We start from the raw sequence: 12,842 nt of genomic DNA on the forward strand, positions 1-12,842 counted from the left end.
CGGATTCCCTAAGCGGGCGAGGTGCGCGCGTCGTATTCGGCGCGCGCGGCATCGATGTGCGCCAGGTTCGTGACGCTCCATTCCAGCAGGGGTAGCGCGGCTTCGCGGAGGGTCCTGCCCATCGGGGTCAGCTCGTAGCTGACGTGGGGCGGCATGACGTTGTGAACGGTACGGGTCAGGATGCCGTCGCGTTCCAGCGCTCGCAGGGTGACGGTGAGCATGCGCTGACTGATGCCGTCTATTTCCCGCTTCAGTTCGGTGAACCGGTGCGGCCCCTGACTGAGATAACGCACGACCAGCAGCGACCACTTGTCCCCGACGAGATCCAGCACCGCCCGGGTCCGGCACGCGTCTTCCTGCCGCAGCTCGGAAGCGGCCATGGTTACCTCCTTCTCGCGAGTTTGCGCGCCCCCGCGATCGTGGTTACCTCCAAGGAACCGGGGCACCGAAATGTGCCTTATTGCCTGATCCGCGCCGGGCGCACCACAATGATCGTGGTTCCCAAACCATACCGAGGCGGGAATAGTAACCGCCAGTGCTTCGCGCGCTGTCGCGTATCGAAAAGGAAGATCATGTCAACATTTCTGCTGGTCCACGGCGCTTGGCACAGTGGCCGGTGCTGGGATCGGGTAGTCGGCCTGCTGGAGTCGGCCGGGCATCTGGTGCACGCCCCGTCGCTGACCGGCTACGGCGACAAGGCGCATCTGCTCAGTCCCGAGGTGGGGCTGGACACCCACGTCGACGACGTCGTCACGCTGATCGAGGACGAGGATCTCGCCGAGGTGATCCTGGTGGGGCACAGCTACGCGGGGCTGGTCATCTCGTCCGTGGCCAACCGGGTTCCGGACCGGATCGGGCACCTGGTGTACCTCGACGCCATGGTCCCGGAGGACGGCGAGAGCGCGGTCGACGTCATGCCCGTCACCCAGCACCTGATCGACCTGGCCGCCAAGTCCGACAGCAGTTGGCGTATTCCACCGATGCCCGAGCAGCCGGCACCCCATGGCCTGTTCGGAGTCACCGACCCCGCGGATATCGCCTGGCTGCGCACGATGATCTCGGATCATCCGGTGCGGTGCCTTCAGCAGCCCGTTCGCCTGGACAACCCGGCGGTGAACGAGATCCCGTGCACCCACATCCACTGCGTCGGCGGCGTGAAACCGGAGGGCGTCGTCCGCAGGCCCGTTGCCGCGACACAGCGCAACGGTTCTCCGGCGCAGGTATGGGAGTTGCCGACCGGCCACGACTGCATGGTCACCATGCCCGCCGAACTCAGCGAACTGTTGCTCAAGCTCGGCGACTGAGCAAAAATTCTGCAATTTGCATGCATTGATGCTATAATGTATGCATGTCCGCTTTGACGATCAGAGATGTCCCGGATGACCAGATTCAGACACTGAAGATTCGCGCCGCCCAGGTCGGGAAGTCGCTCCAGGCGTACTTCCTTGATCTCATCGCGCGTGAGACGTCCAAGCCTACCTTGGCGGAGATGGTGGAGCGGCTGAATCGGGAGACCACGGCCAGTATCAGCACCGACGAAGTGCTGGCCGCGATCGACGCGGCGCGGACCGGGCGATGAGCGAGACGGTAGTAATCGACTGCTCAGCCCTGGTGCATTTTCTCGTGAACCATGATCCGCTCGGCCTCGCTGTCCGCACGCGGGTAGGTGCCGCTGAGACCGTTGCCGTGCCGACGCTGATCGACTACGAGATCCAGTCCGCCCTGCTCGGCATGAGGAGGGCGGACAAACTCGCGGAACGCGAAGTCGCCAAGGCCATTGATGCCTACCGGCAGCTCCCGCTCGCCCGGCACGAGACGTTCTTCCTGTGGGATCGCGTCCGGGGACTGCACGCGAACCTGAGCGCCTACGACGCACAGTACGTTGCCCTGGCCGAGGCTCTGGCCGCGACGCTGATCACCAGTGACGCGAGGATCGAACGGAGTGGTGCCGCGAAATGTGGCATCGAGGTCTTCGGCTCGAATTGAAGAGCTGACTCAGACGTCGGCTTTCAGGGCGTAGGTGGAGGGGGCGACGCGGACGAGGCGGTCGGTCGCGTTGAGCGCGTTGCGAAGGCCTTCACGAGTGATCGGCTTGCTCAGCTTGGCCCGGATTTCGTCCAGGTGCAGCGGCCTTCCTTCGGTCTCGATCAGGCGGGCGGCGTTGTCCGCGCTCGATCCGGCCGCCTCCGCGTAGGGCTCGATGTCCCAGCCTGCGAGCGCGAACGTGCTGGGTGCGATGCGAAGGAACCGGCCATCCGCGTTGAGGCGGTTGTACAACGGGCCCCGGCTGAACCTCCGCGGCAGGCGCCGGAGGACTTCGTCGATGTGCAGCGGAGAACCGTTCTGTTCCAGCAGGGCGGCGACCAGGTCCGTCGCACTGGGCCCTCGCGCACCTCTTCGAGCGGCGGAAACGCGCTCGTGCAGCCGGTGCAGGCTTTGGCGGGGCCGGTGCAGTTCCAGGCGCGAAACCCGGTACCCGCAGTGCGTGAGCCATTCCAGAAGTTCCTCGTCGGCCAGGGTGAACCCGAGGTCGCCGAGCATGGCGGCGGGGGAACGGCCCGCCAGTTCGGTGACCGCGGCCCGGGTCATGGCCACGGCGGAGGCGAGATCCGGCACGGCGGCCCAGCCGGCGGAGACCTCGAACACCCCGCCGAAGTGGGCGAGTACGCGCCAGACGGAGACATTCGGGGCGATCACCGGGAAATCGAGCTCGGGATGGTCGGCGATCAAGCGCGCCAATGGTACGGCCGGGGCGATTTCGGCGCGCAGCTCGGCACACCAGCTCCCGAGCGCGCCTTCGCCGGTCACCGCCCCCCGGACGGCCGCCTCGAACTGCTCTTCGATTTCTCTCCGGCGATCCGGCGTGGTGGGCAGGTATTGGCCGAGCCATCGATAGGCGGCGTCTTCGTCGGCCCACAGGCGGCGGCGGAGTGTGGCCAGTTCCCCATAGGTCACCTCACCGGTGACCGTTCTCAACTCCCCAAGGGCCTCCACGTCACCGACGATAGCGTTGTTCGCACTATTCGTGCCCGCGTTCGCCTGTTCATCCGCGATTGCCCGCACGAATGGCCCGGTATCTTCGCTTCAGGGGCAAAAATCGACGCTGGAACTTCCACACACGGTAGGCCGTCACAGTAAAGTCGGTTACACCGAATGGAGGAGTGACGCGAATGGTGGTAGGCCAGATGGGGTCGGCGGAGCAGCAACCGCCGCCGCTCGACCCGTTCGCGGGAATACCCGACGCGCGGTACCACCTGGCCGCGGCGGATCTGCTGAAACCTCTGCTGGAGCCGGAAACGGGCGTGCTGCAACGCTGGCGGAAGCAGACCACCAACGCTCCGGTCGTCCCCGTTGAAAACGCTTACATAACCGGGCGGCTGGACCTCCGGGGCGCCGATCTCGATTGCCTGTTCCGCTTCGAGAACTGCCGCTTCGAGTTCGCGCCGGACGTGCGCGAGGCGAAGCTGCTCGGCCTGGTGTTCCGGCAGTGCTGGCTGCCCGGCCTCAAGGCGCGCAATCTGCGCAGCCGCAACGACGTGCGGTTGATCCGGAGCGTGGTCCAGCCCTCGGACTCCGCGGACGGTGAGACGGCGGTGCAGCGCGCCAGCGGCCGGGACCGTGGCATGCCGGACGCGGCGATCAACCTGACCGACGCGGTGGTGGACGGGTCGCTGGTGCTGACCCGCACCCGGATCGACCACCCGCAGGGCAGGGCGATCCAGGCGGACCGGCTGGTGATCACGGGCGCGCTGCTGGCCTACCGGATGGAGGCCGATGGCGAGGTGCGCCTGCCGGGCATGCGGGTCGGCGGCAATGTGAACTTTTCGGGCGCCACGCTGGACAACCCGTCGCGATTCGCGCTCGACTGCAACGGCGTGCACATCGGCGGAAGCCTGCTGTGCGAGACGGACACCTTCGGCGACGCCGGGCGGCGCCAGGTTTTCACCGCGCGGGGCGTGCTGCACATGCCGAGCGCCCGGGTGGACGGCGACGTCGTGCTGCGGGGTGCGGACCTGCACAGCGCGAAACGGGGCCGCGTCGACATGGACGGTGACCCGTACGTGGATCCGTGGCCGTCGCTGGTCGCGGACCGGGTGCGGATCGACGGCAACGTGGAGCTTTCCGACGGCCTCTCGGCGACCGGGACGCTGCGCATGCTCAACGCGCGGATCGGCGGCACGCTGCGGCTGGCGCGGGCACGTGTGAAGGTGCCGCGCGGTGAGGCGGAGCCGTTCTACGACCGGGCGGTGCACCTGGACGGCAGCGAGATCAACGGTGACATCGAGGCGACCGGGCTGCGCGTGCCGTCCGGTCAGATCCGGATGAACGACGTGACCGTCGGCGGCAACGTGCTGCTGAGCCGGACACATCTGTTGCACACCGGGCGCGACGTGGTGTCGGCGCGACGGATCAAGGTTGCCGGGAACCTGGACCTGAGCCAGGCCAAGGTCGAGGGCACTTTGCGGCTGCAGGGCGCGGAAACCGGGGGCAGCATCGACCTCGACGGCGCCGAGATCACCGGTGCGGCGGTGCGGTTGCGTTCGAGTTTCTCGGCGGACCTGCGCACCGCGCGTGCCGGGCGCGATATCACCCTCACGTCCTCGCATGGCCGGCCGTTCCACGCGGAAGCCGGCGTCACCATGGACGGCGCGGTCGCGGCGCGCCGGGTCGATCTGACCGGAGCGATGCTGAATTCCCTCCCGGAGCACCGGGTAGCGCTGGACGCCAGTGACGTCCGGGCGGACGAGTTCCTGTTGGTGCCGGGTGAACCGCCGCAGGGCCGCGTGGTGTTGCGGCACGCGCAGTGCCAGATGCTGGACGACAACGCGGTTCTCTGGTCCGCCACGGGCGGTCTGGACATCGAGGACTTCCGCTACGACGTGTTCCGGCACCCCATCGGCATGCAGGACGACCGGGCGGTGGAGGAACGGGTCGAGTTGCTGCGCCGGGCGATGGACGGGTACCAGCCTGGCCCGTTCGACCAGCTCGCCACCATGCTCCGGAGCAGCGGCAACGAAGAGCACGCGGACACCGTGCTGTTCCGCAAGCAGCAGTACCGCTACGAAGCGCTGGCCCGCGGCCGCCGGGTCCTCAAGCCCGGTGTGCATCTCTGGAGCTGGCTGCAACGCTGGATGGTGGGCTACGGCTACCGGCCGATCCGGGCACTGGGCTGGCTCATCGGCCTGCTCGTCGTGGGCAGCCTCTGGTTCGGTCTCGGCACTGACGACTGCACGACCACGGGCGGTCCCGGCTACTACATGATCCACGGTCCCCGCTGCGCGATCGACCAGCAGGACAGCGGCCTTCAGTGGAACCCGATCCTCTACACCGCGGACCTGCTTGTCCCCATCGTCGACTTCGGCAACAAGAGCCGCTGGTACATGCACGGTGCCGACAAATGGGTGAGCGACGGCTTCATCGCCGCCGGCTGGATCCTCGCCACCACCGTCGCCGCCGGCGCCGGCCGCATGATCCGCCGAGACACCTGACCCAAAAAGGTCCAGACCACACTCCCCAAACCCACCCCACCGCACTACACTTGACCCACTCCGGTGGTCCAAACCCACCCCCCACCACCCAAAACCCACACCCCTAAGACAAACGCCAACCCACAAACGACCAGTCGCAACACGCGGCACAAAAATGAGGAAACGCCCAACTCGCGGGGGGTCCAGGGGGCTTGCCCCCTGGCGGGGGCCCGGGGGTTCGACCCCCGGTGTAACGGCGATGGGGTGCCCCCGGCGAAGCGCGAAGCGCGAGTAGGGGGCAGCAAGCCCCGAGCGAGCGGACGACGGGATTCGAACCCGCGACCCTCACCTTGGCAAGGTGATGCGCTACCAGCTGCGCTACGTCCGCGTGGTTCCGGGTGACCGGAACGGAACAACAGTCTATACCGATAGCTTTCGGTGGCTGACAGCCACCCGGTAGGAGGGAAGTCAGCCACTCCAGGAGTACAAGGGGTGACGACGGGCCTTTCCCTCCGTATGGTGTGCACATTCAACCAAACGGGGGAGGAGGTGCGTCGCCGAATGACGGAGGAAACGGCGGTGCCGGAACAGCGCACGGCTTCGGCCGACGAACAGGCGCTTCTACTTCGCCTCCGAACCGGTGAGGACAAGGCGTTCAGCGAACTTTTCGAACTGCACGCCGAGGCCGTCCGGCGGCTCGCGCTCGGTCTCGCGGCCGATCGCTCCGAGGCCGAGGACATCACCGCCGAGACCTTCTTCCGGGTCCTCCAGGCGTTGCGCCGCGGCGCTGGTCCTCGCGATCACGTGCGTGCCTACCTGTTGACCGTGGCGCGCCGGGTCTCGTGGGAATGGCGGGGGGCGCGCCGGGACGTCCCGGTCACCGACGACGAGTTGAACCACCGTGCGGGTGCCGGCGCCGACGCGCACGCCGGAACGGCGGAGCGGAACCTGATCGCGACCGCCTTCACCAGTCTGCCCGAACGGTGGCGTGCCGTGTTGTGGCAGACCGAGGTCGAGGGGGAGCAGCCCGCGGTGGTGGCGCCCCACTTCGGGCTCAGCGCGAACGCGACGGCGGCGCTGGCCAGGCGTGCCCGTCAGGGGCTTCGCGCCGCCTACCTCCAGGCGCACCTGGCGATGAACCGCGTCCCGGATGTGGGGTGCCGGAGCGTCATCGAGAAGCTGGGCGGTTACACGGCCGGGAGCGTGACCGGTTCGGAAGCCCGCCGGATCCGTTCGCATCTGCTCGGGTGCGCCTCGTGTCGCTCGATGCACGCCGAGTTGCGCGAGGTCTGCTCGTCCCTGCGTGCCCACGCGGGTGTGCTCGCGATGCTCGTCCCGGCCACCGGGGTGGCATCCGGGGCGTCGGGTGCTCTGATGGCGCTGAAGGGTGCGCTGCTGTCGAAGCTGAAGGTGGGCATCGCGTTGCTGTCCACCACCGCGGCGGGTGTGGCCGGCATCGCGGTGGGGCCCGCGCTGGTCGGCTCGCACGAGTCGCGCCCCATCAGTCTGCCCGGTGGCGCCGAGTCGCATTTGGCGGCGCCGCCGTTCCCCGCGCCCGTACGGGGTTCGGCCGCCGCTCCGGACGGGGCGAAACGCGATCCCGGCCCGGCTCTCCCGAGGGACCCCGACACATCCGAACCCCTGCCGCCCTCCGTCGGCGCGTCTTCGACCGGGAATTCCTCCCAGTCTTCGGTCATGGTGAGCCTCTCACCCACGCGAACCACGGGCACCGCCACGCGTTCCAGCACGGGCGGCCCGGACAAGGGTTCCCAGAGCGCCTCCGGGTCCGGCAGGGCCGACTCGGGATCGTCGACTACGGCCACCTACGGCGCGGGTGGCAGCTCCACGACCAGGACCGGGTCCGGCGCACCGGGCACCCATTCCGGCGAAACGTCGACCGGCCGCCCGCGCCACGACTGCGGGCGGGACAAGGACGACCGGCACGAGGGGGACCGGCGATCGTCCGGCAGGGAAGGCCGCCACCCCGAGGTCGCGCCGGGTGAGCGGCACGCGCACGCGGTAACGGCGTAGAACCTTGCCCTTCCGCATCTCGCGCGGTCCGGCCCGGCCGCGCTAACGTTGACCACGCTCAGGGCACGATCGAGCGGGAGGCGTGAAGCAGATGAACCGGGCGGTGCGTGGCCAGGACGACCGGGAGTGGGTCATCCGGGCGCAGATGGAGTGGCGTAGGCCGGTCACCGCGGAGGACTTCGAGCACGACGTGGCGGGCAGCCCCGCGTCCGGGTTCGCGATGCTCACGGTGACCATCGTCCTGGCCGTCATCCTGGTGACCTGGTTGCCCAAGGGCGTGGTGGTGCCCCCCTGGGTGATCTACGGGATTCTCCTGATCATCCTCTTCTTCCCGTTGCGCTGGGTGTTGAACCGCCCGTGGAAGGTGGTCGCCGAAACCGACGGTGACGTGATGGGCGAGCAGTCGCCGGAGCGCTGGGTGGGCGTGGTCTCGGGGATGTTCCGCGTCCGCCGCGAAGTGAACGAGGTCGCCAAGTCGATCCACAAGCACTCGATGCCGGACTTCGACGGCCCCCTGCACCCGATGGAGTGACCCGTGCCCGAACTGCCCGAGGTCGAAGCCCTGGCCCACCACCTGCGTGAACACGCGGTGGGCCGCACGGTGACGCGGGTGGACGTGGCTTCGCTGTCGGTGCTCAAGACCGTGACTCCACAGTGGACGGAACTGCACGGCCGGGAGGTGACCGGCGCGGGCCGCCACGGCAAGCATCTCGATCTCGACTGCGACGGGCTGCATCTCGTCGTCCATCTGGCGCGCGCGGGCTGGCTGCGCTGGTCGGACTCGCTGTCCCCGGCTCCGCCGAAGCCCGGCCGGGGGCCGCTCGCGCTGCGGGTGCACCTCGGCGGCCCGGGTTTCGATCTGACCGAGGCCGGCACGAAGAAGGGCCTCGCGGTGTGGATCGTCCGTGATCCGCGGGAGGTGCCGAGCATCGCGCGGCTGGGCCCGGACGCCCTCGAAGTGGATCGCGAAGAACTCGGACGGCTGCTGTCCGGACGCACCGAACGCCTCAAGACCGCGCTCACGGACCAGTCGCTGATCGCCGGGATCGGCAACGCCTATTCCGACGAGATCCTGCACACCGCGAAGCTTTCGCCCTATGCCACGCCGGGACGGCTCTCCGGCGAGGCGCTGGACAGGCTGGCCGCCGCGATGCGGGAAGTGCTGACCGGAGCGGTGAAACGGTCGGTCGGTCAGGCCGCCGCGCGGCTCAAGGGGGAGAAGCGTTCCGGGTTGCGGGTGCACGCGAGGACCGGACTGCCGTGTCCGGTCTGCGGGGATACCGTTCGTGAGATCGCTTTCGCGGACAAGTCTTTCCAGTACTGCCCGACCTGTCAGACCGGTGGGAAGCCACTCGCCGACCGCCGCATGTCGCGCCTGCTCAAATAGTTCTAGTCCATTGTGGACATAAGTGTCGCTCGTCATGCCGGACGCGGAATGAGCAGGTCAGGGCGGCTGGACAGGGCGGAAAGGCGAGGAACTCGTGGCCGTCGGCCGGCTGCCGCGCGCGCGACCGCGTCACGTCGCGCCCACGCACACCTCGCCTCCGGGTAGACTGATCGTTACCAGAGGGTGAGGTCGCCGGAACAGAAAGTGGGCCGGAAGGCTTGCACCTCGCCCCCCTCTCAAAGAGCATGGACGCCGTGCCCGCGTTGCCGATCGCACAGATCATCCCCTGGTCCGTCGCAGGGGTGCTGCTGATCGCCCTCGTGGTGGTCGCCGCCCGTTCCCGCAAGCCGAGCAGCTTCGTCGACGACGCCGTTCTCGAGGCCGTCTACCACATGTCGAAGGCCACTCCCGATCTTCGCGAAGGTTTCGACCAGAACTCCGCCGACCGGATCACCTCCCAGCTGCTCGAACTGCTCAAGTGCGTGGCGATCGGCATCACCGACGCGGAAGCCACGCTGGTTTCGTGGGACGGCGAGGCCAACGACCACTACGTCGACCTGACCGCCGCGATCGGCCTGGCCATCCGCAAGCATCGCCGCGAGGTGGTGGCACACGACGACGTCCCGTGTGACCACCGCGGGACCTGCAAGATGAAGACCGCCGTGATCGTGCCGTTGATCGTCGACGGCGAGATCGAGGCGGTGCTGATCGTGGTCGGCCGCAGCCGCGGTAAGCGCCTGATCCAGATGGCGGACGCGGTCGCGCAGTTCGTCTGCACCCAGTTCGAACTGGCCCGGCTCGACGAGTCGAAACTCCAGCTCCAGCAGGCCGAAATCAAGGCGCTGCGGGCGCAGATCTCACCGCACTTCATCTACAACGCGCTCAACACGATCTCCTCGCTCATCCGCACCGATCCCGAAGAGGCGCGCGAACTGCTCCAGGAGTTCGCGGACTTCACGCGGTATTCGTTCCGCACGTCGGGCATGTTCACGTCGCTGGCCGACGAACTGCGCAACATCGACCGCTACCTCACCATCGAACGCGCTCGCTTCGGCGGCCGCCTCGAAGTCCGGCTGAAGATCGCCCCCGAGGTGCTGTCGGTGGTGGTGCCGTTCCTGATCATCCAGCCACTGGTGGAAAACGCGGTCCAGCACGGACTGGCGAACAAGCCCACCGGTGGCATGGTCACGGTGACCGCGCAGGACTACGGCGCCGAAGCGCTGATCAGCGTCGAGGACGACGGCATCGGCATGGATCCGGCGCGACTGGCCGATCTGCGCAACTCGCACCGCACGGGCGCGCACGTCGGCCTGGGCAACATCAACGCGCGGATGCGGCAGCTTTTCGGCGACGAGTACGCGCTGATGGTGGAAACCGCGCCCGGCGCGGGGATGAAGGTGACCCTGCGGGTGCCTAAGTTCGCGCCCGGCGTGCGCACCGAACTGCCGGACTACTCGGCCGCCGTACCGCCACAGGAGGCGCGCGGCGGCTCGCCCGCGCATGCTCGCCGCAGCGCCGCGTCGCACCGGCCCGACGGCAGCATCGGGATCAGGTAGCGCGGGGTCCGGGCGTTTTCCGGCGGGTGAGCCTGCTGTGTCGTTTGTTACTGATCCGACCACAGCCACGGCTATCCGGCTTGCGTAGTAACGGTACGTAATGCTCGGGGGCGGCCTACTTTTGGTCGGATCAGTAACCTGGCGGCATGGATGTCAAGACTGTCGCCAGCAGGATCCCGCGCATCGGTGACCGAAGCGATCGTACCGACGTGGTCGCGGTGGTCAGGCTGCACGGTGTGATCACGCCCTCGGGCTCGCCGTTCCACCGTGGTGTGATCAACCTCCAGTCCGTCGAGTCGGCGCTGACCAGGGCGTTCGCTCACGACCGGCTCCAGGCGGTCGCCCTGCTGATCAACTCGCCGGGTGGCGCGCCGACCCAGTCCGGGTTGATCGCCGAGCGGATCCGGCAGATGGCCGCGAAGAAGCAGGACGTGCCCGTCCTGGCGTTCTGCGAGGACGTCGCGGCCTCCGGCGGTTACTGGCTCGCCTGCGCGGCGGACGAGATCTACGCGCACTCGACCTCCATGGTCGGTTCGATCGGCGTGGTCAGCGGGGGTTTCGGGTTCACCGGCCTGCTGGAGCGTTTCGGCATCGAGCGCCGCCTGCACACCGCGGGCGAGTACAAGGCACGCCTCGACCCGTTCAGCCCGGAGAAGCCGCAGGACGTCGAATGGCTCAAGAAGATGCATGCCCAGCTTCACGAACTGTTCGTGGAATGGGTGAAAGAGCGCCGTGGTGACCGGCTCGCCGGGACCGAAGAACTGTTCACCGGCGACGTCTGGCTGGGCGGCAAGGCACTGGACCTGGGGCTGGTGGACGGCGTGGGAAACTTTCGCGAGGTGATCGCCAAGCGCTTCCCGGACGCGGAAATCACGGTGGCGGAGCCGAAAAAGCCGCTTTTGGCCAGGTTGGGCCTGTCCGCGCCGGCCGCCGCCGGGGCCATGCTGGACGCGGTCGTACAGCGAGTGGCTTGGTCACGCTACGGGCTTTGATTGTTCGTCGCCCGGCAGCGGTATGGACATCCGGGTCCCCCACTGGGCAAGATGCGAAACACTGTGAGTGCGCACAACGACACCCGAAAGCTCATCGTCCTGGCTGTGGACGACGAGCCCCATGGCCTGAACCTGCTCGTCGACAACCTGCGGGGCAATCCCAATATCGGCAAGGTCTTCCGCGCGGTCGACGCGGCCGAAGCCCTGCGCCTGCTGGCTTCGGACGATCCGGAATTACGGCAGCGCAAGGAGCGCGGACTTCCCGTCATCGACGCGGTCTTCGCCGACCTGCAGATGCCCGGCCTCTCGGGCATGGAGATGGCGAAGGTGTTCTCCGCGCTCAATCCCGCGCCGGTGCTGGTGTTCGTCACCGGGCACGCGCACGAGGCGGTCAACGCCTTCGACCTCGGCGCGGTCGACTACCTGCTCAAACCGTGCAACCAGAGCAGGCTGGACCGTGCGGTCGAGCGAGTGCTGGAGCGGTTGCGCGCGGCGCCCGCCCAGACCGGGGCCGCGGCGGCCCCGGTCAAGCAGGACGACGACGAGGTGATCCCGGTCGAACTCGCCGGGACCACGAAACTCGTGCCCCGCTCCACGGTGCGCTGGGTGGAGGCACAGGGCGACTACGCGCGCCTGTTCACCGACGACGGCAGCAGCCACCTGGTGCGCATCCCGCTCACCCAGCTCGAAGAGCGCTGGGCCAAGGCGGGGTTCGTGCGGATCCACCGGTCATTCCTGGTCGCGCTGAACCTGATCACCGAACTGCGCATGGGGCAGGGCGGCTACCAGGTGGTGATCGGGAACGAGGAAAAGCTGCTGCCGGTGTCACGGCGGCACACCCGTGAACTGAAGGATCGGCTGACCGGCCGGTGACGCCTGTGCGCGATGAGGACTACTACCAGGAGGCCGGCGGGGTCCGGGAGCCGGATCCCACGCTGGGCAAGCGGTTCCATGCGTTCGCTCCGGTGGAGTCCATCCCGCCGGCACCGCCGACCGAGCCGCCGCCCGCCCCGGCGAAGCCCCCCAAACGGCAGCGTGTGGTGCTCGCCGATCCCCGCTCCCGATCGACACCCACGCTGCGGGCCAGGGTCGAACTGGAGGAGCAGACAAGCTGGGGCGAGGCACTGATCAAGGATCTGGTGAAGCGCCAGATGCGGACCGCGCTCGGACTGGCCCTGTTGGTGCTGCTCGTGCTGGCCTCGCTGCCGGTCGCGTTCTATCTGTCGCCGGGGTTCGCCGCGATCCGGCTGATCGGGGTGCCGCTGGCGTGGCTGTTGCTCGGCATCCTGCCCTTTCCGCTGCTTTTCGTGGTGGGCCTGGTCTACAACCACCTCGCCGAGGGCCACGAGCGGGACTTCGTGGCAATGATCGAAAGTTGACACAGCACGCTTTCCATTTGCCAGCCCTG

13 protein-coding genes and 1 tRNA gene are annotated in these 12,842 nt (G+C 68.0%); 11 read left to right on the forward strand and 3 right to left on the reverse strand.

Features of this window, described 5'->3' with window-relative positions; all coding sequences use genetic code 11:
• Positions 1-8: 8 nt before the first annotated feature.
• Positions 9-380, reverse strand: a complete 372-nt coding sequence (locus tag ACFSXZ_RS17400; RefSeq protein ID WP_378266063.1) for a winged helix-turn-helix transcriptional regulator — start codon at positions 378-380, stop codon at positions 9-11.
• A 192-nt stretch (positions 381-572) separates the two neighbouring features.
• On the opposite strand from ACFSXZ_RS17400, the gene ACFSXZ_RS17405 reads away from it, so the two are divergent.
• The 3 genes from ACFSXZ_RS17405 to ACFSXZ_RS17415 are packed head-to-tail and all read left to right on the forward strand — an operon-like array spanning position 573 to position 1,986.
• A complete protein-coding gene (locus ACFSXZ_RS17405; protein ID WP_378266064.1) occupies positions 573-1,304 on the forward strand; it encodes an alpha/beta hydrolase in 732 nt (243 codons plus the stop codon).
• A 44-nt stretch (positions 1,305-1,348) separates the two neighbouring features.
• The gene (locus tag ACFSXZ_RS17410; protein WP_378266065.1) at positions 1,349-1,579 is read left to right on the forward strand and encodes a FitA-like ribbon-helix-helix domain-containing protein; all 231 of its coding nucleotides are present in this window, start codon (positions 1,349-1,351) and stop codon (positions 1,577-1,579) included.
• Positions 1,576-1,986 carry a type II toxin-antitoxin system VapC family toxin gene (locus ACFSXZ_RS17415; protein WP_378266066.1) on the forward strand — a complete coding sequence of 137 codons (411 nt, stop codon included), beginning with the start codon at positions 1,576-1,578 and terminating at the stop codon, positions 1,984-1,986. Before ACFSXZ_RS17410 ends, ACFSXZ_RS17415 begins: the two co-directional genes overlap by 4 nt.
• 9 nt (positions 1,987-1,995) lie before the next feature.
• Here the strand turns inward: ACFSXZ_RS17415 and ACFSXZ_RS17420 are convergent, their stop codons facing one another.
• Positions 1,996-2,994 (reverse strand): hypothetical protein, encoded by a 999-nt coding sequence (locus ACFSXZ_RS17420; protein WP_378266067.1) that lies wholly within the window; start codon positions 2,992-2,994, stop codon positions 1,996-1,998.
• Between the two features lie 176 nt (positions 2,995-3,170).
• Here ACFSXZ_RS17420 and ACFSXZ_RS17425 point away from each other — a divergent pair, with 176 nt between their 5' ends.
• Positions 3,171-5,489: an oxidoreductase gene (locus ACFSXZ_RS17425; RefSeq protein ID WP_378266068.1), complete on the forward strand. Its 2,319-nt coding sequence runs from the start codon at positions 3,171-3,173 to the stop codon at positions 5,487-5,489.
• A 294-nt stretch (positions 5,490-5,783) separates the two neighbouring features.
• On the opposite strand, the gene ACFSXZ_RS17430 is transcribed toward ACFSXZ_RS17425, so the two are convergent.
• Positions 5,784-5,856: transfer RNA gene (locus ACFSXZ_RS17430), tRNA-Gly, on the reverse strand.
• A 173-nt stretch (positions 5,857-6,029) separates the two neighbouring features.
• On the opposite strand from ACFSXZ_RS17430, the gene ACFSXZ_RS17435 reads away from it, so the two are divergent.
• The 7 genes from ACFSXZ_RS17435 to ACFSXZ_RS17465 all read left to right on the forward strand — a co-directional run bounded on the left by ACFSXZ_RS17435 (position 6,030) and on the right by ACFSXZ_RS17465 (position 12,813).
• On the forward strand, positions 6,030-7,499 hold the full coding sequence (locus ACFSXZ_RS17435) for a sigma-70 family RNA polymerase sigma factor (protein WP_378266069.1): 1,470 nt from the start codon (positions 6,030-6,032) through the stop codon (positions 7,497-7,499).
• 91 nt (positions 7,500-7,590) lie between these two features.
• Entirely contained in the window at positions 7,591-8,031 is a 441-nt protein-coding gene (locus ACFSXZ_RS17440; RefSeq protein ID WP_378266500.1) for a DUF983 domain-containing protein, read from the forward strand.
• A 3-nt stretch (positions 8,032-8,034) separates the two neighbouring features.
• Entirely contained in the window at positions 8,035-8,886 is an 852-nt protein-coding gene (locus ACFSXZ_RS17445) for an Fpg/Nei family DNA glycosylase (RefSeq protein ID WP_378266070.1), read from the forward strand.
• A gap of 245 nt (positions 8,887-9,131) precedes the next feature.
• Positions 9,132-10,442: a histidine kinase gene (locus ACFSXZ_RS17450; RefSeq protein WP_378266071.1), complete on the forward strand. Its 1,311-nt coding sequence runs from the start codon at positions 9,132-9,134 to the stop codon at positions 10,440-10,442.
• Between the two features lie 146 nt (positions 10,443-10,588).
• On the forward strand, positions 10,589-11,434 hold the full coding sequence (locus ACFSXZ_RS17455; RefSeq protein ID WP_378266072.1) for a S49 family peptidase: 846 nt from the start codon (positions 10,589-10,591) through the stop codon (positions 11,432-11,434).
• Positions 11,435-11,485: 51 nt separating this feature from the next.
• Complete coding sequence (locus tag ACFSXZ_RS17460; RefSeq protein ID WP_378266073.1) at positions 11,486-12,307, forward strand: LytR/AlgR family response regulator transcription factor; 822 nt, start codon at positions 11,486-11,488, stop codon at positions 12,305-12,307.
• A 5-nt stretch (positions 12,308-12,312) separates the two neighbouring features.
• Positions 12,313-12,813, forward strand: a complete 501-nt coding sequence (locus tag ACFSXZ_RS17465) for a hypothetical protein (RefSeq protein ID WP_378266501.1) — start codon at positions 12,313-12,315, stop codon at positions 12,811-12,813.
• The last annotated feature ends 29 nt before the right edge of the window (positions 12,814-12,842 follow it).

Source organism: Amycolatopsis pigmentata, assembly GCF_042684065.1.
GTDB lineage: Bacteria > Actinomycetota > Actinomycetes > Mycobacteriales > Pseudonocardiaceae > Amycolatopsis_E > Amycolatopsis_E pigmentata.

What these genes read in the sequence shown, in the direction of transcription:
- ACFSXZ_RS17400 (WP_378266063.1), bottom strand. Translation starts at nt 380, where the DNA reads ATGGCCGCTTCCGAGCTGCGGCAGGAAGACGCGTGCCGGACCCGGGCG.
- ACFSXZ_RS17405 (WP_378266064.1), top strand. Translation starts at nt 573, where the DNA reads ATGTCAACATTTCTGCTGGTCCACGGCGCTTGGCACAGTGGCCGGTGC.
- ACFSXZ_RS17410 (WP_378266065.1), top strand. Translation starts at nt 1,349, where the DNA reads ATGTCCGCTTTGACGATCAGAGATGTCCCGGATGACCAGATTCAGACA.
- ACFSXZ_RS17415 (WP_378266066.1), top strand. Translation starts at nt 1,576, where the DNA reads ATGAGCGAGACGGTAGTAATCGACTGCTCAGCCCTGGTGCATTTTCTC.
- ACFSXZ_RS17425 (WP_378266068.1), top strand. Translation starts at nt 3,171, where the DNA reads ATGGTGGTAGGCCAGATGGGGTCGGCGGAGCAGCAACCGCCGCCGCTC.
- ACFSXZ_RS17435 (WP_378266069.1), top strand. Translation starts at nt 6,030, where the DNA reads ATGACGGAGGAAACGGCGGTGCCGGAACAGCGCACGGCTTCGGCCGAC.
- ACFSXZ_RS17440 (WP_378266500.1), top strand. Translation starts at nt 7,591, where the DNA reads ATGAACCGGGCGGTGCGTGGCCAGGACGACCGGGAGTGGGTCATCCGG.
- ACFSXZ_RS17450 (WP_378266071.1), top strand. Translation starts at nt 9,132, where the DNA reads ATGGACGCCGTGCCCGCGTTGCCGATCGCACAGATCATCCCCTGGTCC.
- ACFSXZ_RS17455 (WP_378266072.1), top strand. Translation starts at nt 10,589, where the DNA reads ATGGATGTCAAGACTGTCGCCAGCAGGATCCCGCGCATCGGTGACCGA.
- ACFSXZ_RS17460 (WP_378266073.1), top strand. Translation starts at nt 11,486, where the DNA reads ATGCGAAACACTGTGAGTGCGCACAACGACACCCGAAAGCTCATCGTC.